The following is a 22,605-nucleotide window of genomic DNA, read 5'->3' as shown; positions in this document are numbered from 1 at the left end:
CGCCATGTCCGAACAGGAACTGCGCCATCTGATCAGCGACGCCCCGCGGGTAATGGTGGTCGACGGCTCGAAGCTGGTGCGCAAAATGATCGGCGACGTGCTGAAGCGCGAGTTGCCGGGCGTCGAGATCGTCGGCTGCTCCAGCCTGGCCGAGGTGCGCACGGCGCTGGCCGCGGGCCCGGTCGACCTGGTCACCACCGCGCTGGCGCTGTCCGACGGCGACGGCATGGAAGTCGCGCGCAGCGTGCGCGAATCGGTCGGCCAGGCCTACGTGCCGGTGATCGTGGTTTCGAGCGATGCGCAGCAGCACCTCGAGGAGCGCCGCTTCACCGAATTCGTCACCGACTACTTCGACAAGTCGCTGGGCCACGAGGCGCTGGCGACCTTCATCCTCGGCTACGTGCGGCCGCAGCCGGTACCGGACGCGACCGTGCTGTACATCGAGGACAGCCGGGTCGTCGCCGAGGCGACCAAGCGCATGCTGCTGCGCCACGAACTGAACGTGGTCCATGTGATTACGGCCGAAGAGGCCTTCGCACTGCTTACCGCCGAATCGCTGGGCCTGGCCACGCGCCACTTCGACCTGGTGCTGACCGACGTGACCCTGAAGGGCGAACTCAGCGGTCTGGACGTGGTGCACCGCGTGCGCGTCGACTTCGGCTACGGCAAGCGCCGCCTGCCGATCCTGGTGATGACCGGCGACAGCAACCGCGACAACCAGAGCGCGTTGCTGCAGGCCGGCGCCAACGATCTGGTGCTGAAGCCGATCGAGGAGCGGCTGTTGGTGACCAAGGTGCTGTTCCAGTTGCGTTTGGCGCGGATGGAAAAGCGATAGCAGTTGTTGGTTGCCGGTTCTCGGTTGTCGGCCGGCAGCGAAAGATCTCTCTCCAACAACCTGGAACCAGCGACCAAGAACCGGGCGGCCATGTCCGACGAAGACCGCATCAAGCTCGAGCCCTCCTGGAAGACGCACGTCGGCGAGTATTTCCAGCGCGACGACATGCGGCAGCTTTCCGCGTTCCTGCGCCAGCGCAAGGCCGCCGGCGCGCGGATCTTCCCGCCGGGGCCGCAGATCTTCGCCGCGTTCGAGGCGACGCCGTTCGATGCGGTGAAGGTCGTCATCCTCGGCCAGGACCCATACCACGGCCATGGCCAGGCGCACGGCTTGTGCTTCTCGGTGCCGCCGGGCGTGCCGCCGCCGCCGTCGCTGGAAAACATCTTCAAGGAGATCCAGGGCGACCTCGGCATCCCGCGCCCGGACCACGGCTACCTGATGCCGTGGGCGAAGCAGGGCGTGCTGCTGCTCAACGCGGTGCTGACCGTCGAGGAAGGCCGCGCCGGCGCGCATGCGAACAAGGGCTGGGAAGGCTTCACCGACCACGTGATCGAGACGCTGTCGCGCGAGCGCGAGCACCTGGTGTTCCTGCTGTGGGGCAGCTACGCGCAGGCCAAGGGCAAGATCATCGACGCGCAGCGCCACCGCGTGCTGCGCGCGCCGCACCCGTCGCCGCTGTCGGCGCACCGCGGCTTCTTCGGTTGCGGGCATTTCTCCGCGGCGAACCGCTACCTGCAGCAGCACGGGCAGGCGCCGATCGATTGGCGCCTGCCGCCGCGCAGCGAATTGCAGCCGTAACCCGCGGCCGGACCGGGCTCAGCGTTTCTTTTTCTTCTTCTTCGCCGGTGCGGGCGCCGGCCGTCGCTTCTGCGGCGGGCTGACCGGCGGCGCCTCGATCCTTTCGACGGACGCGGCCTTCAGTTCCGTTTCCATCTGCTGCAGCATCGGCAGCATCTTCTGCTGGATCGCCGCCATCAGCTCCTGCATCAGCACCGGGTTCCGGTCGAGCATGCGCTGGCCGGCCTTGCTCTCGTAGAACTTGGCGATGGCGCGCACGTCGTCGCGGTCGAAGTTGCGGCGGTACACCTCGATGTACAGCGGCTTCATTTCCTCCCAGGCCAGGGTCTTGCGCACGATCTCGCTGGTACGCGCCTGGATGTCGGCTACCTCGGCCTTCTGCGCCTCGCTCAGTTCCTTGCCCGCGGTGATCTGCTCGAACTGCTGGCGCTGCACCGTCTCGATCTGCGGCTGGATCGCGACCAGCATGCTTTCCGCGCGGGTGGCCCTGAGCAGGCGTTCGATGTCGGCCTCGCTGGGCTCCGCGGCGATGGCGGGCAGGGCGAGGACGACGTACAGCACGGGAACGAGGAAGCGCAGGCGCATGCGGGGACGGGAGTGCGAAGGAAGCGGCATGTTGCCCAGCAAAACGTAAACCCACGGTTAAGTCGCGCCGGAACGGCGCGCCGGACCGTTGTCGCCGGGCCGGCATCCGCCTGTCCTACAATGCCCGTATGGGGAGCGGACCGCTGCACATCACGCCGACGCTGACGATACCGGACGACGAGCTGGTCGAACGCTTCGTGCGCGCCAGCGGCGCCGGCGGGCAGAACGTCAACAAGGTCGCGACCGCGGTCGAACTGCGCTTCGACCTGGCCAACTCGCCGTCGCTGCCGGAGCCGCTGCGCGCGCGCCTGCTGGCCAGGCGCGACCGCCGCCTCACCGACGACGGCGTGCTGGTGATCGAGGCGCAGCGCTTCCGCACCCAGGAGCGCAACCGCGACGACGCGCGCGACCGCCTGGCCGCCTTCGTCGCGGCCGGCCTGTCGGTGCCGAAGCCGCGCGTGGCGACCAAGCCCAGCCGCGCGGCGAAGCAGCGGCGCTTGACCGCCAAGCGCGAACGCGGCGAAATCAAGCGCGGCCGCTCGCGCGGCAGCCACTGGGAGTGATTGCTTGAAGGAACGGGCACCCGTCGTCCCCGCGACCCCGCCGAACATGCCGCGGGTCAGGCCGAACCGCTTCGCCCGCTGGCTGGGCCGCAGCGTGCTGCGCCTCGGCGGCTGGCGCGTGGTCGGCGAATTCCCCGACCTGCCGAAGCTGGTGATCATCGCCGCGCCGCACTCGTCGAACTGGGACGGCATCTGGGGCATGGCGGCGAAGATCGCGCTGGGCGTGCGCGTCCACGTGCTCGGCAAGGCGCAGCTGTTCTGGTGGCCGCTGGGCCCGATCCTGCGCAAGCTCGGCGCGGTGCCGATCGACCGCAGCGCGGCGCACGGCACCGTCGGCCAGGCCATCGACCTGATCAGCGGCTCCGAACGAATCTGGTACACGCTGGCGCCGGAAGGCACGCGCAAGCGGGTGGAGAAGTGGAAGAGCGGCTTCCTGAAGATCGCCCGCGGCGCCGGCGTGCCGGTGCTGATGGTGTACTTCCACTACCCGGAAAGGATCATCGGCATCGGCGACCTGTACTGGCCCACCGACGATGCCGCGGCCGACATGGCGCGCATCCGCGAATGGTACCGGCCGTGGATGGGCAAGAACCGCGGCACCACGTGAGCGTGGTGCGGGCGGCATCCGGCGCGTTGGCACCGGATGCCGGCAATCACAGGTTTTCGCCGCCGAACTTGTAGGTGAAGTTCAGGTAATAGCTGCGGCCCAGCGAATCGAACCACGAGATGTCGTAGTACGGGTACGCGGTGTAGGTCGGATCGCGCGGCGGCATCTCGTCGGTCAGGTTGTCCACGATCAGCGAAATCCGCGCGTGGTCGCTGATGTTGTAGGCCAGCGTCGCGTTGTAGCGGTAGGTGGCCTCGATCCACGGGCCCGGATCGCCCTCCTCCCAGACTTCGTCGTAGGACCAGCCGTTGGGCAGCCGGCCCAGGCGCTGGCCGTGCAGCGTGGCCGCCCAGCCGTTGCGCTCCCACGACACGTTGGCGCTGGCCTTGGTCCGCGGGATGTCGTAGCCGCTGTTGATCACGAACTCGTCGATGGTCAGGTCGCCGGCGTAGACCTGGATGTCGTGCGCATGCACCCAGGTGTAATCGCCGCCGAAGCGGAACGTGCCGATGCCGGTCTCCAGCCGGTAATGCACGCTGAAGTCGACGCCGCTGGTGCTTTCGCGGGCGATGTTGATCGGGTTGACGTAGACGCCGTAGATGGAACCGTTGGCCAGCCGGGTGATGCGCGACAGCGCGTCGACGCAGGTCGGCGAGGACGGATCGAGCTCGCCGAGCCGGCAGTCGGCCTCGTTGCGCATCACCTCGTCGGCGCGCAGGTCCTGCACCTGGTCGCGCATGTCGATGTCGAACCAGTCCAGCGAGAAGTCCAGGGCCGGCAGCGGCGACCACACCACGCCGGCGGTCCACGAGGTGCTGGTCTCCGGGTCCAGGTCGAGGTTGCCGCTGCGGCCGCGGATGATGCCTTCGCCGCTGTAGCTGCAATCGTCGATCGCCTCGTCCGGTTCTTCGGTCGCGCAGCGGTAATAGTCGGTGACCGAGGTTTCGTCGTTGCCGGGGCCGGCGTACAGGTAGTGCAGGTCGGGCGCGCGGAACGCGGTGCCGTACGAGCCGCGCAGCAGCAGCGATTCGAGCGGGCGCCATTCCACGCCCGCGCTCCAGGTGAACTTGCCCGGGTCGCGCCCGGAATAGCGGTACTGGTCGTAGCGGCCGGCCGCGCTCAGGTTCAGGCCCTGCAGCAGCGGCAGGCGCAGTTCGCCGGCCAGCGCCCAGCGGTAGCGGTCGCCGTGGCCGTCGGAATCCTTCCAGCTGTAGTAGTAGTACTGCGTCGCCAGCGGGTCGGGATTGAGGTCGTAGGCCTGGTTGCCGAGTTCCGCGGTGGCGGCGAAGCCGGCCGGTCCGCCGGGCAGGCGGAACAGCCCGGTGTTGGTGACGGTGAACGCCAGCGTGTCGGTGCGCGATTCCGGGTGGTAGACCGTGTCGGCGGCGATGGCGTCGTATTCGGCGCGGGTCAGCGGCGCGTACAGGCGCGCCGGATCCGCGTCGAAGACCGGATAGCCCCAGTCCTCGTTGAAGCCGACCTGCGGCCCCAGGAACAGGTCGTTGGCGGCGGAAGCGACGATCTGCGGCCAGCTGATCCGCGACCGGTACTGCGAATGGCTCAGCGAAGCCTCGTAGTCCCAGTCCCGCGCGAACGTGCCCTTGAAGCCGGTGGTCAGGCCCAGGGTCTTCTGCACGTTGCGGATCATGCCGTTTTCCAGCCCGCCCATTTCCTCGGGGCTGAACTGGCGCTGCCAGTATTCGACCTGGTCGGTGGCCTGGTTGTAGAAATAGCCCTCCTCGTTGCCGTCCGGCGCCATGTAGCTCCACGCGGTCACGTCGCGGAACAGCGCCAGCTTGTGGTGGCCCAGTTGCAGGTCGGCGAACCATTCGCTGCCGTTGTCGAAGAGGTAGCTCATCGACGCGTAGGCGTTGACGCCCTGGCGCCGGCTGATGATGGTGCCGTAGCCGATCGATTCGTCGCTGCCGCAGTAGTAGCCGGGGCCCCAGTCGTCGAGTTCGTCGCTCCAGTCGCCGTAGCGCGGGCGCGAGGCGTAATAGGTGCTGCCGTCGTTGAGGTGCGACAGCGCGGCGCAGGCGTCGGCGCCGGGGTCGAGGTAGGTGTCCCACCAGTCGGTGCGCAGGAAGGCGCGGCGCGCGATCCGCGAGCCCGTGGTCGGCGCGTCCTTGGTCGAATCCTGGATGCCGCGCTCGTAGGCCCACAACGGCTTCTGGCTGATCAGCTCCGCGCCGAACACCGAGTTGAAATTGCCGCGCGAGAAGCCGCCGGACAGGCTGTAGTCGAACGATTCGCCGCCGCCGCGGCTGGTGTCGCCGTAGCGGAAGTCCACGGTGACGCCGTCGGCCTTCCGCTTCAGGATGAAGTTGACCACGCCGGAGATCGCGTCCGAACCGTAGATCGCCGAGGCGCTGCCGGTCAGCACTTCGATCCGGTCGACCATGCCCAGCGGGATGTTGGAGATGTCGGTGAAGTTGCTGCGGCCCTTGAACGGCAGCGGGAAGTCGGCGATGCGGCGGCCGTTGACCAGCACCAGGGTGTGGTTCGGGCCGAGCCCGCGCAGGTCCACCTGCTGCGCGCCGGGCGAGAAATCGGCGCCGCTGGCCGATTGCTGGCTCTGGGTCTCGCCGCCGTTCTGGGTCATCGCGCGCAGCACGTCGGGCACCGTGGTGAAGCCGCTGGCGCGGATGTCCTCGGCGGTGATCACCGTCACCGGCGCCGGGCCTTCGACCTGCGCGCGCGGGATACGCGAACCGGTGACCTCGACGGCCTGCAGTTCCTGCACTTCCGGCGCGTCTTCGGACGCAGCGGGGGCGGATTGGCCGTTCGATGCCGGCCGGGCGGCCGGCCGCGACGGCGCGGCCGGCGCCTTGCGCTCGACGATCACCACCGCGCCGGAGGCATCGCGTTGCGCGGCGAAGCCGCTGCCGCGCAGCAGCTGGTCCAGCGCCTCGTCGGCCGAGCGCGCGCCGTGCGCGCCGGGGGTGCGCAGGCCGCGCAACCGGTCGGCGCGATAGACGAATTGCGCGCCCGACTGCCGCGCCAGCGCATCCAGTGCGGCGACCAGGTCGCCGGCGGGAATGTCGATGGGCGGGGGCGCGGTTTGCGCCTGGGCGGCGAGGGCGACGGAACAGGCCAGGGCCAGGCTCGACAGCAGGGCACGGATCGGACGCATCGATTTCCCCACGGGCGCACGGGACGGCACCCTCTCCTTTGACATGGACGAACGAGCCGCGCGAATCCCGCCCGCCGCGGCGACGGCTCAGCGGCTGTGCAGCACGATGCGTTCGCCGTCGGCCTCGGCGCGCACCGGGAAGCCCTGCTCGAGCAGGCGCACGAAGGCCTCGGCGTTGGACCAGCGGAAATTGCCGCCGACGCGCAATGCCGCCGCGTCCGCGTCGGCGATCACGATCTTGCGCGTGCCGTAGCGGTTGAATTCGGCCGCGGCCTCGGCCAGCGGGGTGTCGTGGAAGCTCAGGTAGCCGCTGCGCCAGCCGAGTTCGCGTTCCGCGGCCTCGACCCCGGCGCTGCGCACCAGCACGCTGCCGTGGCTGGCCACGGCGATGCTGCCGGCCGGCAGCAGCGTGCTGGGCTGCGCGGGCTGGCCGCCGTCGGCCGCGGTTTCCAGCCTCACCGTGCCTTCGGTCACCACCACGCGCACGCCGGCGTCGTCCCGGCGCACCGCGTAGCGGGTGCCGACCGCGGTCGCGCGGCGGTTGCCGGCGCCGACCACGAACGGGCGCGACGCATCCTTGGCGACTTCGAAGAAGGCCTCGCCGCGCTGCAATTCGATGCGGCGCCTGGCGCGGGTGAAACCGACCTCGACGCGACTGTCGCTGCTCAGGGTCAGGCGCGAGCCGTCGCCGAGCGCGAGCGTGCGCAGTTCGCCGGTCGCGGTCGCGTAAGCCGCCTGCTCGGTCGGCGCGTAGCGGAACCAGGCCCAGCCGAGCGCACCGGCGAGCAATGCGACCGCTGCCAGCGCGGCATGGCGCGACGGATGCGCGGCGCGTGCCGGCGGTCTCGGTGCGAACCGCAGCTTGCCCGGGTCGACCCATGCGCCGGCCGTCGCGGGCGCGGCATCGGCGGGGGCGAGATCCGACTGCGACCATTGCCCGCGCGGCGGGATCGTGCCGGCCGGGACGCCGGCGCCCAGCGCCTTCAGCCGCCCGGCCTGCCGCCAGGCCGCTTGCAGCCGCAGCCAGGCCACGCGATGCGCGGTCGCGGCCGCGAGCCAGGCGTCGAGTTGCGCCTGGTCGTCCGCGTTCCAGGCCCCGCCATCGCGCCGGGCCAGCCAGGCGGCGGCAGCCTGCTCAATCCTGGCGCTGTCCACGGCCATCTTCCTCCGGGTCGGCTCCGCGCCGCGGCGCTTCGGCCTGCGCGGGCAGGCCGTAGAAATGCTCGGCGATCAGCCGTGCGCCCTTGGCAACGTGCTTTTCCACGGTTTTCTCGCTGATGCCCAGGCGCATGGCCACCTCCCTTTGCGGCAGTTCCTCGACCCGGCGCAGCCAGACCACCTCCCGGCAGCGCTCGGGCAGGCGGTCGAATGCCTCGGCCAGCCGCTTGAGCACCTGCCGCCCGCCCAGCCAGTGTTCCGGCGAAGCCTCCTCTACCAAGACGTTCAGCGCGTCCAAATCACCCATCGTTTCGATCGACACCACGCGCGCGCGCCGCCGGCGGTCGGCCATCAGGTGCCGGGCGGTGGCGAACAGGAACGACTTCGGCGCGGTCGGCAGCGCCTTGCCCGCGGCTTCGTACACGCGCACGTAGGTTTCCTGGCGCAGGTCGTGGATTTCCGCGGTGTGCGGCCAGCAGCGACGCAGGTAATGCACCAGCGCACGTTCGTGCACCAGGATCTCGCGGGCGAACCAGTCGTCGAGGGAATCGTCCATCGCCGCAACATTAACCCAGCACGGGCCGGGGGCGCGGCAGCGGGAAAACCCGCGGCCGTTCGTCTGGTTATGCTGCAGGCCGGCATCGGCCGCTTCCCGAACGAGGTATCGCCCCGTGCAACGCAATCCCGTCGTGTCCCGCCTGCTGGCCGCGCTGTTCGGCCTGCTGCTGTCGCAATCGGCCGCCGCCGCGGCCTACCAGCACTTCCTCATCGGCGATCCGGCTGCGCCGACGCCGGGCAAGGTGGCGCCGGGCCTGTTGCTGGCCGGCGGCGGCGACCGCAACCGCGACGCGGTGCGCTGGTTCCTGGACAAGGCGGGCAACGGCCACGTGGTGGTCCTGAGCGCTTCCTACACCACCGAGATCGCCGACGAGTTCTACAAGGACGTCGGCGGCGTCGCTTCGGTCGAAACCTTCGTGTTCTCCGGCCGCGCGGACGCCGACGACCCGAAGATCCTCGCCAGCCTGGCGAAGGCCGACGGCATCTTCATCGCCGGCGGCGACCAGTCGCGCTACGTGCGCTACTGGCGCGGCACGCCGGTGGCGGCCGCGCTGGACGCGCACGTGCGCGCGGGCAAGCCGCTGGGCGGCACCAGCGCCGGCCTGGCGATGCTCGGGGAATACCTGTACGGCGCGATGGACGGCGGCAGCCTGCGCAGCCCCGCGGCGCTGACCGATCCGCTGGGCCCGGCGACGACCATCGAAACCGGCTTCCTGCACCTGGCCCTGCTGAAGGGCGTGGTCACCGACAGCCATTTCACCGAGCGCGAGCGGCTAGGCCGGTTGTTCGCCTTCCTCGCCAAGGCGGAGGCGCTGGACGGCGGCAGGCCGCTGGTCGGTGTCGGCGTCGACGAGAGCGCGGCGCTCGCGGTCGAGGCCGACGGCAGCGCGCGCGTCTACGCCACCGATCCCGGTGGCGGCGCCACCGTGGTGCGCGGGGGCTTCGGCGCGCAGCAGCCGGGGCGGCCGCTGCGCGCGGCGCGCATCGATACCGTCGGCGTCGGCGCCGGTTCGGTCCTGCACCTGCCGGAAGGCCGCGTCGATGCGCCGGCTTTCCGCCGCAGCTATCGCGTGGACAATGGCCGCATGAGCGAACTGTCGATCTCGCCGGTACTGGTGATCCACGGCGGCGCCGGCGTCACCCGGCTGGAGCCGGGCGAAGAGAAGCGCGCGCGCGCGGCGCTCGAGAAGGCCCTGCGCGCCGGCCACGCGCGGCTGGCCGCCGGCGGGCCGGCGCTGGACGCGGTGACCGTGGCGATCACCGTGCTCGAGGACGACCCGCGTTTCAACGCCGGCAAGGGCGCGGTGTTCACCCACGACGGCCGCAACGAACTCGACGCGTCGATCATGGACGGCGCCACGCTGCAGGCGGGCGCGGTCGCCGGCGTGCACCGGGTCAGGAACCCGATCCTGCTGGCGCGCGCGGTGATGGAGAAGTCGAAGCACGTGATGCTGGCCGGCGACGGCGCGGAGATCTTCGCGGAGGAAGCCGGCATCGAGCTGGTCGACCCGGCGTACTTCCGCACCGAAAAGCGCTGGCAGCAACTGCAGAAGGCGTTGCGGGAAGAGGCGGCGAAGCAGGCGCACAGCGACATCGAGACCGCCAAGCACTTCGGCACGGTCGGCGCGGTCGCGCTGGATGCGCAGGGCAACCTCGCCGCGGGCACCTCGACCGGCGGCATGACCAACAAGCGCTACGGGCGCATCGGCGATTCGCCGGTGATCGGCGCCGGCACCTACGCCAACGCGAAGTGCGCGGTGTCCGGCACCGGCTGGGGCGAGTTCTACATCCGCGCCGCGGCCGCGCACGACATCTGCGCGCGGGTCGAATACGCCGGGCAGACCGTGCGGCAGGCCGCGGAAACCGTGATCAACGGCGTCATCCCGAAGGCCGGCGGCGACGGCGGCGCGATCGCGCTGGGCGCCGACGGCAGCTTCGCCGCGCCGTTCAACACCGAAGGCATGTACCGCGGCTGGATCGGCGCCGACGGCGTGCCGCACGTGGCGATCTACGGGGACGAGGCGTTGCCGCAGCCGTAGCGCTCACGCCGCGCGGCCGAAGGCCGCGCGTTCCTCCTCGTCGAGCGCGGGCACGACCGCGCGCCGTTCGCGCGCCGATGCCGCGCCCGCTTCCAGCACCGCCATCACCGCCAGCGCCTGCGCGTCGGTCACCGGCGACGGCGCGCCGTCGCGGATCGCGTCGCGGATGCCGGCGTAGTAGCGGCGCTGGTCGCCGGCGGGCACGGCGATCCTTTCGGCCGCTGCGTCGCCCGGGTACAGCAGCAACGGGTCGTCGTCGACGCCCCAGCCCGCGTCGCCCGGCCTGGTGCCGGCGAGCAATTGCGTTTCCTGCGGATCGAGGCGCTGCTTCACCGCGCTGCCCCGGGTGCCGTGCACGGTGAAGCGCGCGCTGCCGCCGGCGACCAGCATGCCGGCGTGCAGGACCACGCGCAGCCTTTCGTAGCGCAACACCGCGTGCGCCCAGTCGTCGGCCTGCGCGCCGGGGCGCAGCGCGGCGAGGTCGGCCTGCACGTCGAGCGGCAGGCCGAACAGCTGCAGCGCCTGGTCGATCAGGTGCGGGCCGAGGTCGAACCAGAGGCCGCCGCCGGGCTGCGCGCTCTCGCGCCAGCGCGCGCGCACCTGCGGACGGAAGCGGTCGAAGTGCGATTCGAAGTGCGCGACCTCGCCGATGCGCCCGTTGGCGATGGCCTGGCGCACGCCGAGGAAGTCGCTGTCCCAGCGCCGGTTGTGGAACACGGAAAGCAGACGCCCGTGTTCCTTCGCCAGCGCGCGCAATGCGCGCGCCTCGGCCAGGTCGAGGGCGAACGGCTTGTCGACGACGACGTGCCTGCCGGCGCGCAGCGCGGCCGTGGCCAGCGGCGCGTGCTGCGCGTTCGGCGCGGCGATCACCACGACGTCGATGCCGTCGGCTTCGATCGCCCGCAGCGGATCGGCGACGACTTCGACGTCCGGCAGGTCGGCGTGCACGGCGTCGGCGCGGCTCGAGGCGACGCAGGCCAGTTCCAGCCCCGGCGTGGCCGCGAGCAGCGGCGCATGGAAGGTCTTGCCGGCGTAGCCGTAGCCGACCAGCGCGACGCGCAGCGCGGTGCGCTCAGGCACGCAGCGCCTCCGCGTGCAGGTCGCTGCGGTTCTGCACGCCCGCGCGCCGGTGCAGCCATTCGCGGAACAGCTTCAGGCCCGCGTGCTCCGCCGAGCGCGGCGGGTACACCAGGTAATGCGCGTAATCGGTTTGCAGCGAGCGCCCGGTCACCGGCACCAGCAGCCCGCCCTCGACCAGCAGCCGCGCGCGGGTGATCCGCCCCAGCGCGATGCCGACGCCTTCGACCGCGGCGCGGTGCAGCGCCTCGGAGTCGTCGAAGTTGGCGGCGAAGCGCGTCGGTTGCGGCGTGCCATGGCGCGCCGACCAGCGCCCCCAGTAATCGTCGTCGGTGCCGAGCAGCGGCCAGTCGTGCAGCGTTTCCAGCGTCGGCTCGCCCAGCCGGTCCTTCAATCGCGCCAGCAGCGCCGGGCTGGCCAGCGGCACCAGCACTTCGTCGAACAGGTGCTCGACGACCAGGCCGGGCCAGCGTCCCGAGCCGGTGCGCAGCGCCGCGTCGATGTCGGCCTGGCGGTCGAAGTCGACCAGCGCCACGTCCGAATGCAGGCTCAGCTCCAGTTGCGGGTGCAGGGCGAGGAATTCGCCGAGTTGCGGCACCAGCCAGGCCGAGGCCATCGACGGCACCAGGCTGATCCGCAGCACGTCGTCGCGGCGCGCGGCGAACGGGCGCAGCGCCTGTTCGATCGCCTCCATGTGCGGGGCGATGCCCTCGAGCAGACGCCGGCCGTCGTCGGTCAGCTTGATCCCGCGCGAATTGCGTTCGAACAGGGTGCGGTTGAGCCGCCCTTCCAGCGCCTTGATCTGGTGGCTCAGCGCGCTGACGGTCAGGTGCAGCGACTCGGCCGCGCGCGACAGGTTGCCGCTGCGCGCGGCGGCGAGGAAGCCTTGCAGGGCGTGCAGCGGTGGGCGTGACATCGGGTCGGGCTTGAATGGAATCGAAGGCAGGCTTGCGGAAATGGCGATTTCCAGCAGCGATATGCCGGGTTAGTTTCTACTCCGTTCAATAGGCGGGCGCAATCCCGCGCCCGGAACGCGACGGAGGCCGCCATGAGCCTGTTCAAGAGCCTGCTGTTCCTGCACGGTCATATCGTGCGCCCCGAAGACGCGGAGTTGCTCGCCCGCGATGCGGCGCCGCAATCGCCGGCCGACCTGCCCGGGCCGCTGCATTGGCTCGGCGGCCGGCGGCTGCGCGCCAGGCGCCACCATGGCGCCGGCGATGCGTCCGAACTGCCGCCGATCACCCGCGAGCCGGTGCCGCGCCGGCCCGAACTCGCGGGCTGCGGCTGAGCTGCGGCGCGACCGCGACGCGATCGCCGCGTTCGCCGGCGAGCCGATCGGGCGCGCCCGCTACTACGACATCGACCAGGACTACCTGCTCGGTTTTCCCGAGGAGGTGGAACATTTCGAAGTCGTCGGCGCGCGGGAGCCGTCGGGCGGGACAGGCGCCGCGCCGCGGCGCTCACCGCTCCGAATGCCCGGCCTCGTCGTATTCGCGCGGGTGGAACAGGTCGGGCCTGATCAGTTCGACGAAGGCGCGCGCCTGCGGCGACAGGTACTTGCCCTTGCGCACGATCACGCCGTAGGTGCGCGGCGGGAACCATTCGCTCAGCGGGCGCACCGCCAGCCGCTCGCGGTCGGCGTCGCTCAGGCAGATCGAGCTGACGATCGAGATGCCCATGCCCATCGCCACGTACTGCTTGATCACCTCCCAGCCGGTCAGTTCCAGCGCCACCGTGTACGGCACCCGGTTCTTCTGGAACACCAGGTCGATCAGGCGGTAGGTCACCTGCCGCTTCGGCGGCAGGATCAGCGGGTGCGGCGACAGGTCGTGCAGGTCCAGGTCGCGCTTGCCGGCCAACGGATGCCCGCGCGGCACGATCAGCATCGGCTCGAAGCGGTACACCGGCTCGTAGCTCAGGTCGGCCGGCACGTCGAGCATCGAGCCCACCGCCAGGTCGACCGCGTCGGCGCGCAGCAGGTCGGCGCCGTCGGCGCTGATCGCCGGGTGCAGGGTCAGGCGCACGTCCGGGTGCTGCGCGCGGAACGCCTCGACGATGCGCGGCAGCAGGTAGAGGATGGTCGAACTGTTGGCGGCGACGTTGAGTTCGCCCTTGTCCAGCCCGCGGACCTTGTCCCGGAACTCGCTGGCCAGCCCGTCCATGCCCTCGACCAGCGGCTGGGCCAGGTCGTGGAGCAGTTGGCCCTCGCGGGTCGGCGACATGCGCCGGCCGGAGCGCTCGAACAGGACCACGCCGAATTCCCGTTCCAGCGCCTGCAGCTGCTGGGTGACCGCCGGCTGGCTGATGAACAGGGCCTGCGCCGCCCGCGAAACCGAACCCAGCCGCACCGTCTGGCAGAAGGCGCGCAGCGGCTTCAGCCGGTCGGACTTGTAGGCAAAGCGCGGAGCGGCGGACTCCCGGACAGACATATCGAATACCACATAAGCAATTCTTATAAATTGAATTGCAATAACTGAATTGTCAAATAATTTGCTGCGGCGCACCGTGACGGCTCACCCACCGAACCGGAGCCTTCGATGCCTGCCCCCGCCTACGCGCTGCCGGAACGCGAAACTTCCCCCCACGACCGCGCCACCCCGGGCATCGCCCTGACCGCCAACCGCGCCGGCCAGGCCGAACTGCTGCCGCCGGGCCTGCTGGCCCTGCTGGTCACCCTGCACCGCGCCGTCGAGCCCGCCCGCCAGGAGCGGCTGGCCGCGCGCCGCCTGCGCCAGGCCTTCTTCGACGGCGGCGGCCTGCCCGACTTCCGCGAGGACACCCGCGCGATCCGCGAAGGCGACTGGCAGGTCGCGCCGCTGCCGGCCGCGCTGCAGGACCGCCGCATCGAGATCACCGGCCCGGTCGACCCGAAGATGGTGATCAACGCGCTGAACTCCGGCGCCAACTGCTACATGGCCGACTTCGAGGATTCGACCTCGCCGACCTGGGACAATCTGCTGACCGGCCAGCGCGCGCTGATCGGTGCGGTCCGCGGCGACCTGGCGTTCGTCGCGGACAACGGCAAGCGCTATGCGCTGAAGCCGTTCGACGAACAGGCGGTGCTGATCGTGCGCCCGCGCGGCTGGCACCTCGACGAGAAGCACGTGCTGGTCGACGGCCAGCCGATCGCCGGCGGCCTGTTCGACGTCGCCGTGTTCGCCTGGCACAACGCCAGGGCGCTGGCGGCGAAGGACCGCGGCCCGTACTTCTACCTGCCCAAGCTGCAATCGATGGAGGAAGCGGCGCTGTGGGAGACCGCGCTGGCGCACATCGAGGCCACGCTGGGCCTGCCGCAGGGACAGATGAAGGCGACCGTGCTGATCGAGACGCTGCCGGCGGCGTTCGAGATGCACGAGATCCTGTACGCGCTGCGCGGCCGCATCGTCGGCCTGAATTGCGGGCGCTGGGACTACATCTTCTCGTACCTGAAGACCTTCCGCCGCCACCGCAACCGGCTGCTGCCCGAGCGCGCCCAGGTGACGATGGTCCAGCCGTTCCTGAAGGCGTACTCGGAACTGCTGATCCAGACCTGCCACCGCCGCGGCGCGCACGCGATGGGCGGCATGGCCGCGCAGATTCCGATCGCGGGCGACGAGGCGGCGAACGAACAGGCGCTGGCGCGGGTGCGCGCCGACAAGCTGCGCGAAGTGACCGCCGGCCACGACGGCACCTGGGTCGCGCACCCGGCGCTGATCCCGGTCGCGAAGGTGGTCTTCGACGCGCACATGCCCACGCCGAACCAGCACCACGTGCTGCGCGAGGACGTGCGCGTCGCGCGCGACCAGCTGATCCAGCCGTCGGCCGGCAGCATCACCCGCGCCGGCTTCGAGAACAACGTCGAGGTCTGCGTGCGCTACCTCGCTGCGTGGCTCGACGGCAACGGCTGCGTGCCGATCCACTGGCTGATGGAGGACGCCGCCACCGCCGAGATCAGCCGCACCCAGATCTGGCAGTGGCTGCACGCGAAGGACGTGCACCTGACCGACGGCGTCGCGATTGACTACTCGCTGCTGAAGGCCACGCTGCGCAACCTGCCGCTGAAGCTGGGCGACCGCAGCGCGCTTCCCGGCGCCTCGCGGATCGAGGAGGCCATCGAACTGCTCGACCGGCTCAGCCGCGCCGACGAACTCGCCGAATTCCTGACCCTGCCCGCCTACGAAAAGATCGACTGACGCCGACCCGCACCCGCCGTACCCCATCCCACGAAGGAGCACCGCCATGAGCAACAAGCTGCCGACCGCCGAACAGATCCAGAAGGACTGGGACACCAACCCGCGCTGGAAGGGCGTCAAGCGCAACTACGGCGCCGCCGACGTCGTGCGCCTGCGCGGCACCGTTCCGGTCGAGCATTCGATCGCGAAGATCGGCGCGCAGAAACTGTGGAACTACCTGCAGACCGAGGATTTCGTCAACGCGCTCGGCGCGCTGACCGGCAACCAGGCCATGCAGCAGGTCAAGGCCGGGCTCAAGGCGATCTACCTGAGCGGCTGGCAGGTCGCCGCCGACGCCAACCTGGCCGGCGAGATGTATCCCGACCAGTCGCTGTACCCGGCCAACTCGGTGCCGCAAGTGGTCAAGCGCATCAACAACACGCTGCTGCGCGCCGACCAGCTGCACCACGCCGAGGGCGACGATTCCATCGATTTCCTGCAGCCGATCGTCGCCGACGCGGAAGCCGGCTTCGGTGGCGTGCTCAATGCCTTCGAGCTGATGAAGGCGATGATCGAGGCCGGCGCCTCCGGCGTGCACTTCGAGGACCAGCTGGCCAGCGTGAAGAAGTGCGGGCACATGGGCGGCAAGGTGCTGGTGCCGACCCGCGAGGCGATCGAGAAGCTGAACGCCGCGCGCCTGGCCGCCGACGTGATGGGCGTGCCGACCCTGCTGGTCGCACGCACCGACGCCGAAGCCGCCGACCTGCTGACCTCCGACGTCGACGACAACGACAAGCCGTTCTGCACCGGCGAGCGCACCGTCGAGGGCTTCTTCAAGACCCGCAAGGGCCTGGACCAGGCGATCAGCCGCGGCCTGGCCTACGCGCCGTACGCCGACCTGGTGTGGTGCGAAACCGGCAAGCCGGACCTGGAGTTCGCGCGCAGGTTCGCCGAGGCGATCCACGCCAGGTACCCGGGCAAGCTGCTGGCCTACAACTGCTCGCCCAGCTTCAACTGGAAGAAGAACCTGGACGACGCCACCATCGCCAGGTTCCAGAAGGAAATCGCCAGCTACGGCTACAAGTTCCAGTTCATCACCCTGGCCGGCTTCCACGCGCTGAACTACTCGATGTTCAACCTGGCGCACGGCTACGCGCGCCGGCAGATGAGCGCTTTCGTCGAGCTGCAGGAAGCGGAGTTCGCCGCCGCGGAGAAGGGCTTCACCGCGGTCAAGCACCAGCGCGAGGTCGGCACCGGCTACTTCGACACGGTCACCCAGGCGATCCAGCAGGGCCAGTCGTCGACCACCGCGCTGGACGGTTCGACCGAGAACGAGCAGTTCTACGAAACCAAGGCGGCCTGAGCGTCGCCGTGGAGGGGGGAACGCCGGGCTTGCGCCCGGCGTTTCTTTTTGGGCCCGCCGGGCGGGCCCGTTGCCGCGGGTCGGCATCGCGATTGGCCGGCCGGTCGCGAAGGAGGTGAAGGAAGGTATCGAATTGGGGGCCATGCGGCCGTCCCGCGCGTGGGTTAGACTGTGATGCAGCGCGGCAAGACGGCGCAGCTGTAGCGGTATTCGGGGTGCATTTCCGCCGTTGGCTAAGGGGATGGCGCATGAATCCGGAGCACGCGGCCCTGATTTCGGGCACGGGCCCAGCGCAGACAAGCGTGGACAGCGGGCATGGCGCCGGCCAGGGCGTGGCCGTGCTGTCGGAAGCCGAGTGCGCGCTGTTCGCGCGTTGCGGCAGCGTCCGCCCGTTCGCCGCCGGCGCGGAGGTGTTCGCGCGCGGCGCGCGCGGCGCCAGCATGTTCGTGGTGATGCAGGGCATGGTCGCGCTGGATTTCGGCGACGACATCCCCGGCAAGCGGCTGGGGCCGCGCGAGTTCTTCGGCGAACTGGGGCTGCTGATCGACGGTCACGCGCGCAGCGCGACGGCGACCGCGATCGAAGACTGCGTGCTGCTGGAACTGAAGGGCCAGGACCTGCAGGCGCTGATCGACAGCGAGCCGGCCACGGTGTCGCGCTTCATGCACCGCGCGATCATGCGCGTGGTGTCGAACGAACAGGACCTGATCCGCCGCCTGCGCGGCCGCAATGCCGAGCTGCAGACCGCGCTCGACAACCTGCGCGTCACCGCGCACCGGTTGAACGAGAGCGAGGAACTGAACCGCACCGACGAACTGACCGGGCTCGGCAACCGCCGCGGCCTGGCCGCGTTCCTCGAGCGCATGGGCGACGACGAGGGCGGCCTGCACGGCTACGGCCTGATGCTGGTCGACTGCGACCGCTTCAAGGCGGTCAACGACGCCTATGGCCACCTCAACGGCGACCGTGTGCTGCAGAGCGTGGCCAACATCCTGCGCTCGCTGCCCGGGCAGCAGGATTTCGCCTGCCGCCTCGGCGGCGACGAGTTCTGCCTGATCATGCGCGCGACGCCGGAAGACCTGCTGCGCTACGCCGACTTCATCGTCGGCACCGCGCAGTCGCTGCTGATGACCCAGCATTCGCCGCCGCTGATCACCACGCTCAGCGTCGGCGCCTACCTAGTCGATCCGCACGGCGACTGGAACGACTGGTACGCGCGCGCCGACGCCGCGCTGTATCGCGCCAAGCGGGTCGGCGGCAACCGCGTCGAGTGGCAGGACTGAGATGCACGCGGGCACGCGCGAGCCGGATCGCGCTTCCGGCGCCGACGAAAGCCCGCGGCTGCGCACGCTGCTGCTGACCGACCTGGCCGGTTCGACCGAGCTGGTGGAAAAGCTCGGCGACGTCGCTGCGTCGGAGCTGTTCCGCGAGCACGACCGCGCGGTGCTGGAGCTGCAGCGGCGCTGGCGCGGGCGCCTGATCGATCGTTCCGACGGCCTGCTGCTGCTGTTCGAGCGGCCGATCGACGGCCTCGGCTTCGCCCTCGACTACGTGCACGCGCTGCGCGAACTGGGCAAGGCGCGCGGGCTGCAGTTGCAGGCGCGCGCGGGCCTGCACGTCGGCGAAGTGCTGACCTGGAGCAACAGCGACGCCGCGGTCGAGGCCGGGGCCAAGCCGCTGGAAGTGGAAGGCCTGGCCAAGCCGCTGGCCGCGCGGCTGATGCAGCTGGCGCGGCCGGGGCAGATCCTGCTGTCGGCGGTGGCCGAGCCGCTGGCGCACCGCGCCGCGCGCGAGCTGGGCGAGCGCGGCGAGCACCTGCTGTGGAAATCGCATGGCCGCTGGCGCTTCAAGGGCATGCCCGAAGCGCTGGAAATCCACGAAGTCGGCGAGGTCGGCAGCGCACCGCTGCGCGCGCCGCGCGGCGACGGCAAGGCGTGGCGCGACATCCCGCTGTGGCGGCGCCCGGCGGCGCTGGCGACCGAGGCGCTGTTGCTGCTCGCGTTCGCCGTCGGTGCGTGGTACGTGACCCGGCCGCAGCCGGCGATCGCCTTCTCCGAGCGCGACTGGGTGGTGGTCGGCGACCTGCGCAACCTGACCGGCGACGCGCGCCTGGACGAATCGCTGCAGCAGGCGTTCCGCATCAGTCTGGAGCAGTCGCGCTACGTCAACCTGCTCAGCGACCTGAAGGTGCGCGAGACCCTGCAACGCATGCAGCGTCCGGCGGGTGCGGCGGTGGATCGCGCGCTCGGTTCGGAGATCGCCCAGCGCGACGGCGCACGCGCCCTGCTGCTGCCCACCGTGGCCGAAGTCGGCGGTCGCCTGCGGGTCAGCGTGGAGGTGGTCGACCCGCGCACCCAGACCACGGTGTACGCGCTGTCGGCGGACGGCAAGGGGATTGGCTCGGCGCTGGCGTCGGTGGACGAAGTGACCGACGAGTTGCGCGAGAAGCTGGGCGAAGCACTGCAATCGGTCGAAAAGAATTCGGTGACGCTGCCCAACGTGGCCACGCCCAGCCTGGATGCGCTGAAGGCGTTCGCGGTGGCGCGCAAGGTGATGAAGACCACCCGCGACCGCGAGCAGGCGCTGGGCCTGTACCGGCGTGCGCTGGAGCTGGATCCGCAGTTTGCGCTGGCGCATTCGGACATGGCCGACGTGTATTCGGCGTATGGCGAGATCGCCAAGGCCAGTGAAGAACGACGCAAGGCGTTGGCCATCCCGCAGCGACTATCGGCGCAAGAGGGGGCGCGCATCGAATTGTTGCTGCGGCAATACGGCGCACCGATGGCCTATTTCCGCAAGGCGGACGAATACCTGGCGCTGTATCCGGACGACTACCGGATCATCGGCAGGTTGGGCGACCTCCAGTGGCACCACCTCAACGATTTCCGCCTGGCGGAAGCCAGCCGTCGTCGCGCCATGAAGCCGCAGGCCGAGCGTGTCGAGGCTAATCGGTATGGCGTCGCGATCGCGTTGCTCGGCCAAGAGCGGTACGACGAGGCACTGGCGGAATTCCGCCGCTCGCATCAAAGCGGGTTTACCGGCGACAACGAGATGCATGCGCGGGTTTACGACGCGCTTCGCCGGCATGCGGAGGCGGACAAGGTTTATCTGGCCGGCAATGCTGGGCGTGATGGCTGGAAAGGCGAGGCGGGCGTCATGACCGGCATCGACCGGGGACAGTGGCCGCTGGCGGCCGAGGCCGCACGCGCGTGGGAACAACAGGCGGTCGCCGACGACGACGTGCTGGAGGCCCTGCGCGCACGCGCGGCGATTGTCAGCGTGGCCGTGTTGTCCGGGGAGGCGGACGCCGTGCGCGAAGTGCGTGCGTTACGCGATGCCGTGCAGTCGAGGGCGAAGGAAGTCGATGCGGTCTATTCGCCTGCATCGAGCGAACTGCAGTTGCTGGTCGGCCTTCTTGGCGCTTACGGGAACGACGCTGCGGTGGTGGCCGATGCCCTGCGCAGCGTGCAGGACAGCAGTGCGGTGCGCGATTACCCCACCGTCGCGCAGTTGCAGCAGGTGGTGCTGGCCGAGCAGGAACGCTTGAGCGGAAAGCCGCAGGCGGCTGCCACGCGGTTACGCTCCCTGGTCAAGGACGATACAGCGTTGGTGGTGGCGCATTGGGCGCTGATGCGCGCCGAAGTCGATGCGGGCAATGCCGATGCCGCACAATCGCAGTCGCATTGGCTGGCCACGCATCGTGGGCGGATTTTTGCGGAGAACACGACAACCGACGTGTTGCGGTTCTTCAACGCGGCGGTATCGGCAGAGGCCGTGCGCGCGGGACAGCCGACGAAAACTTCACTTCAATAGAAGATACGGGCCACGTCGTCGTGGCTATGGCGACGTGGCCCGTAAGTGAGGATTCCAGCCAATGCAGGCTGTCAGTCGGCGCTGAAGCCCTTGGCGCAGTCGAAATTGACCACGGAGTTCAACGACTGCTCCAGCTTCGCGCGATCGCGCACGATCTTGCTCTTGGGCGCGATGCTGTCCGTCGCCTGCAACTGCAGACAGCTACCGGCCGAAACGGCGTTCGCCTCGATCTTGTAACCCACCTTGGCCAAGGCCGCGCTGGCGTCCTTCTTGAACAACCGCCGGAAGTCGTTGTCGGTGGACAGCTTGTCCAGCAGCTTCTTGGTGACCTTCGGATCCAGCGGCGCCGGCTTCGCGCCCTTCTTCGTTGCCATGATTGTTTCCCCTGGTTGACGGATGCAACGGTCGAGACGTTACCCTTGCCGGATTTTTCCGGCAAGTCCAAGATCGCGCTTTCGACAGGGGATGGGCATGCGGGTACGGCGATGCGCGGTGCTGTGGCTGGAGCCACGCGAAGTGGCGCACTTCGAACTGGAGCGATTGCTGGCCGGCGACACCGGCGTGGTCAGCCGGGTGCAGTGGTTCGCACATGCGCCGCAATTGTCCGCGCCGGTGGAAATCGATGCCGATGATGCGGCCCTGCTCGGCAGCCTGAGTCCGACGGACTGGGTGCCGGCCACGCCGCTGCGCGAAGCGCATGGCGCCGCGCGCGTGCGCAACCTGTTGCAGGCCGGCCTGCTGGTCGGCAGCACCAAACCCTGGGCCGCACCGCGCGAAACCGACGAGCGCTTCCGCGGGCAGTATTGGCACGGGCTGGCCGCGACGCTGCATGCCGCTTCGCGTTGGGATGGCATCGACGCGGCCGGCGAGGTGGAAGAGGCCGGCCTGTTGACCGCCGAAGGCTTGCGCGAAGCCTACGGCGCACCGCCGCCGATGCTGCACGAATGCGGCGACGCGCGCGCGCGCGTCGACCTGCCGCGCGCGCAGCGGACCGCGCTGGACGACCTGCTGGACGCGCGCGCGACCTGCCGCAACTTCGACACGGAAAAACCGCTGCCACTGGCGCAGCTGTCGCAGGTGCTGGAACGCGCATTCGCCGCGCGCGGCATGGTGCACGGCGCCGACGACTTCGACGTGCTGAAGAAGGCCAGCCCGTCCGGCGGCGCGCTGCATCCGACCGAGTGCTACCTGATCGCACGCAAGGTCGAAGGGCTGGCGCCGGGCCTGTACCACTACCGTCCCGTCGACCACGCGCTGCAGCCGCTGCCGCTGGACGAAGCCGCGGTGCTCGCGAATGCCGGCCGGCATGCCGACGCGCAGGGCATGGATGCACTGGAGTACCTGTCGTGGATCGCGGTCGGCGGCCAGCAATGGTTCGCCGACGCGCCGGTGCTGTGCGTGCTGGCGCCGCGCTTCGTGCGCAACTACTGGAAATACCGCAACCACCCCAAGGCGTACCGCGTCTGCATCCTCGACATCGGCCACCTGTCGCAGACGTTCCTGTTGAGCGCGACCGAACTGGGCCTGGGCAGTTACGTCACCGCCGCGATCAACGAGGCCGACCTGGAGCGCGCGTTCGGCCTGACCCACTGGATCGACGGGCCGCTGGCGATCTGCGGCCTCGGCCCGCGCGCGTCGACGATGCAGACCTACGAACTGGACCCGAACCGCCGCGCCTGGCCGCGCTGAGCGCGCCGTCCTGCGCTCGCTGATGTAGGAGCGGCGTGAGCCGCGACCGGGTAGTGTCCGGGCCGGGAACGTTTCGCGGAGCGCCTGACGAGGGCGGTCGCGGCTCACGCCGCTCCTACAGGGGAAATTTCCGGCGCCTCGTGGTTTCAAGCAGGTCGGGGCTACGCCCCCGACGCGCCATGCGTGGCCGTGCGCGGAGCGGAAAGCAGCGGGGCAAGCCCCGCCTGCAGTCGCCA

The 22,605-nt window shown here is 70.1% G+C and carries 19 protein-coding genes and 1 pseudogene; 12 read left to right on the top strand and 8 right to left on the bottom strand.

Translation table 11 applies throughout. From position 1 onward, the window contains the following. Window positions 1-4 precede the first annotated feature (4 nt). Complete coding sequence (locus tag CSC71_RS11815; protein ID WP_162374580.1) at window positions 5-835, top strand: response regulator; 831 nt, start codon at window positions 5-7, stop codon at window positions 833-835. Between the two features lie 90 nt (window positions 836-925). Next, a complete protein-coding gene (ung, locus tag CSC71_RS11810) occupies window positions 926-1,633 on the top strand; it encodes a uracil-DNA glycosylase (protein ID WP_162374579.1) in 708 nt (235 codons plus the stop codon). Window positions 1,634-1,651: 18 nt separating this feature from the next. On the opposite strand, the gene CSC71_RS11805 is transcribed toward ung, so the two are convergent. After that, complete coding sequence (locus CSC71_RS11805) at window positions 1,652-2,218, bottom strand: DUF2059 domain-containing protein (protein ID WP_246192193.1); 567 nt, start codon at window positions 2,216-2,218, stop codon at window positions 1,652-1,654. Between the two features lie 128 nt (window positions 2,219-2,346). Here CSC71_RS11805 and arfB point away from each other — a divergent pair, with 128 nt between their 5' ends. Both arfB and CSC71_RS11795 read left to right on the top strand, forming a co-directional pair. After that, window positions 2,347-2,781 (top strand): alternative ribosome rescue aminoacyl-tRNA hydrolase ArfB, encoded by a 435-nt coding sequence (gene arfB, locus CSC71_RS11800; protein WP_162374577.1) that lies wholly within the window; start codon window positions 2,347-2,349, stop codon window positions 2,779-2,781. 46 nt (window positions 2,782-2,827) lie between these two features. After that, window positions 2,828-3,388: a lysophospholipid acyltransferase family protein gene (locus CSC71_RS11795; RefSeq protein WP_162374596.1), complete on the top strand. Its 561-nt coding sequence runs from the start codon at window positions 2,828-2,830 to the stop codon at window positions 3,386-3,388. A 46-nt stretch (window positions 3,389-3,434) separates the two neighbouring features. Here CSC71_RS11795 and CSC71_RS11790 read toward each other — a convergent pair whose 3' ends face one another. The 3 genes from CSC71_RS11790 to CSC71_RS11780 form a co-directional block, all read right to left on the bottom strand. After that, window positions 3,435-6,521, bottom strand: a complete 3,087-nt coding sequence (locus tag CSC71_RS11790) for a TonB-dependent receptor (RefSeq protein ID WP_162374576.1) — start codon at window positions 6,519-6,521, stop codon at window positions 3,435-3,437. Window positions 6,522-6,608: 87 nt separating this feature from the next. After that, window positions 6,609-7,682, bottom strand: a complete 1,074-nt coding sequence (locus CSC71_RS11785) for a FecR family protein (RefSeq protein ID WP_246192191.1) — start codon at window positions 7,680-7,682, stop codon at window positions 6,609-6,611. Then, window positions 7,657-8,235 (bottom strand): RNA polymerase sigma factor, encoded by a 579-nt coding sequence (locus CSC71_RS11780; RefSeq protein ID WP_162374574.1) that lies wholly within the window; start codon window positions 8,233-8,235, stop codon window positions 7,657-7,659. Before CSC71_RS11780 ends, CSC71_RS11785 begins: the two co-directional genes overlap by 26 nt. Before the next feature lie 115 nt (window positions 8,236-8,350). On the opposite strand from CSC71_RS11780, the pseudogene CSC71_RS15580 reads away from it, so the two are divergent. Both CSC71_RS15580 and CSC71_RS15575 read left to right on the top strand, forming a co-directional pair. Then, a pseudogene (locus CSC71_RS15580) lies at window positions 8,351-9,034 on the top strand (cyanophycinase); the annotation flags it as partial. Between the two features lie 288 nt (window positions 9,035-9,322). Further along, the gene (locus tag CSC71_RS15575) at window positions 9,323-10,276 is read left to right on the top strand and encodes an isoaspartyl peptidase/L-asparaginase family protein (protein ID WP_246192195.1); all 954 of its coding nucleotides are present in this window, start codon (window positions 9,323-9,325) and stop codon (window positions 10,274-10,276) included. Window positions 10,277-10,279: 3 nt separating this feature from the next. Here the strand turns inward: CSC71_RS15575 and CSC71_RS11770 are convergent, their stop codons facing one another. After that, window positions 10,280-11,356 carry an oxidoreductase gene (locus tag CSC71_RS11770; RefSeq protein WP_162374572.1) on the bottom strand — a complete coding sequence of 359 codons (1,077 nt, stop codon included), beginning with the start codon at window positions 11,354-11,356 and terminating at the stop codon, window positions 10,280-10,282. Continuing rightward, window positions 11,349-12,269, bottom strand: coding sequence for a LysR substrate-binding domain-containing protein (locus tag CSC71_RS11765; protein ID WP_162374571.1), 921 nt, complete (start codon window positions 12,267-12,269; stop codon window positions 11,349-11,351). The genes CSC71_RS11770 and CSC71_RS11765 overlap by 8 nt, the downstream gene beginning before the upstream one ends. Window positions 12,270-12,401: 132 nt before the next feature. Between CSC71_RS11765 and CSC71_RS11760 the strand changes: the two genes are divergently transcribed. Beyond that, a complete protein-coding gene (locus CSC71_RS11760) occupies window positions 12,402-12,641 on the top strand; it encodes a hypothetical protein (RefSeq protein ID WP_162374570.1) in 240 nt (79 codons plus the stop codon). Window positions 12,642-12,813: 172 nt separating this feature from the next. Here CSC71_RS11760 and CSC71_RS11755 read toward each other — a convergent pair whose 3' ends face one another. Beyond that, entirely contained in the window at window positions 12,814-13,782 is a 969-nt protein-coding gene (locus tag CSC71_RS11755; protein WP_162374569.1) for a LysR family transcriptional regulator, read from the bottom strand. A 108-nt stretch (window positions 13,783-13,890) separates the two neighbouring features. On the opposite strand from CSC71_RS11755, the gene aceB reads away from it, so the two are divergent. The 4 genes from aceB (at window position 13,891) to CSC71_RS11735 (ending at window position 20,680) form a co-directional block, all read left to right on the top strand. Then, entirely contained in the window at window positions 13,891-15,525 is a 1,635-nt protein-coding gene (gene aceB / locus CSC71_RS11750; protein ID WP_162374568.1) for a malate synthase A, read from the top strand. Between the two features lie 46 nt (window positions 15,526-15,571). Then, window positions 15,572-16,867, top strand: a complete 1,296-nt coding sequence (aceA, locus tag CSC71_RS11745; protein WP_162374567.1) for an isocitrate lyase — start codon at window positions 15,572-15,574, stop codon at window positions 16,865-16,867. Window positions 16,868-17,169: 302 nt separating this feature from the next. Then, window positions 17,170-18,150 carry a GGDEF domain-containing protein gene (locus CSC71_RS11740; RefSeq protein WP_246192189.1) on the top strand — a complete coding sequence of 327 codons (981 nt, stop codon included), beginning with the start codon at window positions 17,170-17,172 and terminating at the stop codon, window positions 18,148-18,150. A 1-nt stretch (window position 18,151) separates the two neighbouring features. Further along, window positions 18,152-20,680, top strand: coding sequence for a putative peptide modification system cyclase (locus CSC71_RS11735; protein ID WP_162374566.1), 2,529 nt, complete (start codon window positions 18,152-18,154; stop codon window positions 20,678-20,680). A gap of 71 nt (window positions 20,681-20,751) precedes the next feature. Here CSC71_RS11735 and CSC71_RS11730 read toward each other — a convergent pair whose 3' ends face one another. Then, window positions 20,752-21,054 carry an NHLP-related RiPP peptide gene (locus CSC71_RS11730; protein WP_162374565.1) on the bottom strand — a complete coding sequence of 101 codons (303 nt, stop codon included), beginning with the start codon at window positions 21,052-21,054 and terminating at the stop codon, window positions 20,752-20,754. A 97-nt stretch (window positions 21,055-21,151) separates the two neighbouring features. On the opposite strand from CSC71_RS11730, the gene CSC71_RS11725 reads away from it, so the two are divergent. Next, window positions 21,152-22,369 (top strand): putative peptide maturation dehydrogenase, encoded by a 1,218-nt coding sequence (locus CSC71_RS11725; RefSeq protein ID WP_162374564.1) that lies wholly within the window; start codon window positions 21,152-21,154, stop codon window positions 22,367-22,369. Window positions 22,370-22,605: the final 236 nt, after the last annotated feature.

This window comes from Pseudoxanthomonas sangjuensis (genome assembly GCF_010211755.1).
Taxonomy (GTDB): Bacteria; Pseudomonadota; Gammaproteobacteria; order Xanthomonadales; family Xanthomonadaceae; genus Pseudoxanthomonas_A; species Pseudoxanthomonas_A sangjuensis.
This window is presented reverse-complemented; position numbering and strand designations above follow the sequence as displayed.

Excerpts from the sequence above, each read along its gene's own strand:
- CSC71_RS11815 (WP_162374580.1), top strand. The coding sequence starts at position 5 with ATGTCCGAACAGGAACTGCGCCATCTGATCAGCGACGCCCCGCGGGTA.
- ung (WP_162374579.1), top strand. The coding sequence starts at position 926 with ATGTCCGACGAAGACCGCATCAAGCTCGAGCCCTCCTGGAAGACGCAC.
- CSC71_RS11805 (WP_246192193.1), bottom strand. The coding sequence starts at position 2,218 with ATGCGCCTGCGCTTCCTCGTTCCCGTGCTGTACGTCGTCCTCGCCCTG.
- arfB (WP_162374577.1), top strand. The coding sequence starts at position 2,347 with ATGGGGAGCGGACCGCTGCACATCACGCCGACGCTGACGATACCGGAC.
- CSC71_RS11795 (WP_162374596.1), top strand. The coding sequence starts at position 2,828 with ATGCCGCGGGTCAGGCCGAACCGCTTCGCCCGCTGGCTGGGCCGCAGC.
- CSC71_RS11790 (WP_162374576.1), bottom strand. The coding sequence starts at position 6,521 with ATGCGTCCGATCCGTGCCCTGCTGTCGAGCCTGGCCCTGGCCTGTTCC.
- CSC71_RS11785 (WP_246192191.1), bottom strand. The coding sequence starts at position 7,682 with ATGGCCGTGGACAGCGCCAGGATTGAGCAGGCTGCCGCCGCCTGGCTG.
- CSC71_RS11780 (WP_162374574.1), bottom strand. The coding sequence starts at position 8,235 with ATGGACGATTCCCTCGACGACTGGTTCGCCCGCGAGATCCTGGTGCAC.
- CSC71_RS15575 (WP_246192195.1), top strand. The coding sequence starts at position 9,323 with ATGAGCGAACTGTCGATCTCGCCGGTACTGGTGATCCACGGCGGCGCC.
- CSC71_RS11765 (WP_162374571.1), bottom strand. The coding sequence starts at position 12,269 with ATGTCACGCCCACCGCTGCACGCCCTGCAAGGCTTCCTCGCCGCCGCG.
- CSC71_RS11760 (WP_162374570.1), top strand. The coding sequence starts at position 12,402 with ATGAGCCTGTTCAAGAGCCTGCTGTTCCTGCACGGTCATATCGTGCGC.
- CSC71_RS11755 (WP_162374569.1), bottom strand. The coding sequence starts at position 13,782 with ATGTCTGTCCGGGAGTCCGCCGCTCCGCGCTTTGCCTACAAGTCCGAC.
- aceB (WP_162374568.1), top strand. The coding sequence starts at position 13,891 with ATGCCTGCCCCCGCCTACGCGCTGCCGGAACGCGAAACTTCCCCCCAC.
- aceA (WP_162374567.1), top strand. The coding sequence starts at position 15,572 with ATGAGCAACAAGCTGCCGACCGCCGAACAGATCCAGAAGGACTGGGAC.
- CSC71_RS11735 (WP_162374566.1), top strand. The coding sequence starts at position 18,152 with ATGCACGCGGGCACGCGCGAGCCGGATCGCGCTTCCGGCGCCGACGAA.
- CSC71_RS11730 (WP_162374565.1), bottom strand. The coding sequence starts at position 21,054 with ATGGCAACGAAGAAGGGCGCGAAGCCGGCGCCGCTGGATCCGAAGGTC.
- CSC71_RS11725 (WP_162374564.1), top strand. The coding sequence starts at position 21,152 with ATGCGGGTACGGCGATGCGCGGTGCTGTGGCTGGAGCCACGCGAAGTG.